This is a genomic window from Streptomyces sp. NPDC006997 (assembly GCF_040635175.1).
Taxonomy (GTDB): Bacteria; Actinomycetota; Actinomycetes; order Streptomycetales; family Streptomycetaceae; genus Streptomyces.
In genome coordinates this window covers 1-1,639 of the sequence record NZ_JBEYHH010000097.1, presented here as the reverse complement: position 1 = coordinate 1,639, position 1,639 = coordinate 1, and the positions used below count along the sequence as shown (strand labels likewise).

The 1,639-nt window shown below is 65.7% G+C and carries 1 protein-coding gene and 2 pseudogenes; 1 reads left to right on the top strand and 2 read right to left on the bottom strand.

Features of this window, described 5'->3' with window-relative positions; all coding sequences use genetic code 11:
- Positions 1–308: pseudogene (locus ABZ659_RS35805) on the bottom strand (transposase); the annotation flags it as partial.
- Between the two features lie 50 nt (positions 309–358).
- Between ABZ659_RS35805 and ABZ659_RS35800 the strand changes: the two are divergent.
- Entirely contained in the window at positions 359–1,519 is a 1,161-nt protein-coding gene (locus ABZ659_RS35800) for an IS30 family transposase (RefSeq protein WP_360229180.1), read from the top strand.
- A gap of 29 nt (positions 1,520–1,548) precedes the next feature.
- Here ABZ659_RS35800 and ABZ659_RS35795 read toward each other — a convergent pair.
- Positions 1,549–1,639 (bottom strand): annotated as a pseudogene (locus tag ABZ659_RS35795) (transposase); the annotation flags it as partial.

The following is a 1,639-nucleotide window of genomic DNA, read 5'->3' as shown; positions in this document are numbered from 1 at the left end:
CTGTTCCTCAGCAGGTGAACGACGCAGGTCTGAACGATCGTGCGAGGCCAGACGGTCTCCACGGCCTCGGGCAGGCCCTTCAGCCCATCGCAGACCAGCATCAGCACGTCATCAACGCCCCTGTTCTTCAGGTCCGTGAACACGCTCAGCCAGTACTTCGCGCCCTCGCCACCGTCGCCGGCCCAGATGCCCAGGATGTCGCGGTGGCCCTCGGCGGTCACGGCCATCACGACGTAGATCGGACGGTTCGCGACCTGCCCGTCCCTGATCTTGACGTTGATGGCGTCGACGAAGAGAACCGGGTAGACGCCTTGAGTTCTATCGGTGATTGCGAACGCCCCGGAAGGAGAGCGTTCGGATGCCGAAGTACGCGCCCAACAAGATGCCGAGTTCGATGAAGAAGCGGTACTTCGAGTTGCTCAGGGAGGGCTACAAGGGTGCGGCGGCGGCCCGGGTGGTGGGGGTCTCCGCCAGCTGTGGTTCGAACTGGTTCATCGAAGCTGGAAGCATGATCGTCCCCGACACCGGCCCGATATCGCCGCGCTTCCTGACCCAGAACGACCGCATCGCCATCGCCGACGGACTCCAGGCCAAGCAGACCGTCAAGGAGATCGCCGCGTCGATCGGGAAGAGCTTTCAGACCGTCTACCGCGAGATCAAGCGCAACGCGAAGCCGGACGGCAGCTACCACCCCTGGTGGGCCCACAACCAGTCCCTACTGCGGCGCCGCCGTCCCAAGGAGGAGAAGATCCGCGGCAGCGAGCCGCTGCGGACGCTCGTGCGCGAGAAGCTCACCGAGAAGTGGTCGCCGCAGCAGATCGCACGTTACCTGGCCCGCGAGGACGCGAATGACGTGACGATGCGGGCCTGTCCGGAGACGATCTACCGGGCCCTGTTCGTCGGCCTCCTCGGCCGCCGCGAGGCCAAGCTCCGCACCGGCCGCACCCGCCGCAAGAAGCAGCGCCGTGGTGTCCCCACACCGAACAAGATCAAGAACATGACGCTCATCCACGAGCGGCCCATCGAGGTCAACGACCGTACGGTTGCCGGACATTGGGAAGGGGACCTGATCATCGGCCGCGGCCAGGGCTCCGCGATCGGCACCCTCGTCGAGCGCACGACCCGCTACGTGCACCTGATCCACCTGCCGCACGGCTGGAAGGCCCCGCAGGTCCGCAACGCGCTCATCACGCAGACCGCGCACATCCCGCCCCAGCTGCGGCGGACGCTGACCTGGGATCAGGGCCGTGAGCTGACCCTGCACGAGGACATCGAGGCGCTGACCGGGTTCCGGATCTACTTCTGCGACCCGCACTCGCCCTGGCAGCGCGGCACGAACGAGAACACCAACGGCCTGCTGCGGCAGTACTTTCCCAAGGGCACCAACCTGTCCGTCCACACCGCACGAGACCTCCGCGAAGTCGCGCATCAGCTCAACCGGCGCCCCCGACTCGTCCTTGGCGACAGGACCCCAGCCGAGGTCATGCGAGAATGCCTGACAGACCCATTGACCAGGTGATTCGCAACCACTGATAGAAACCGCCCGCTGTCCAGCGGGCGGTTGGACCATTCCGCCATGCCGTCCATCACCTTGTCGGTGATCGTGGAGATGGTGGCCTTGGACACGCTCGCTCCGTAG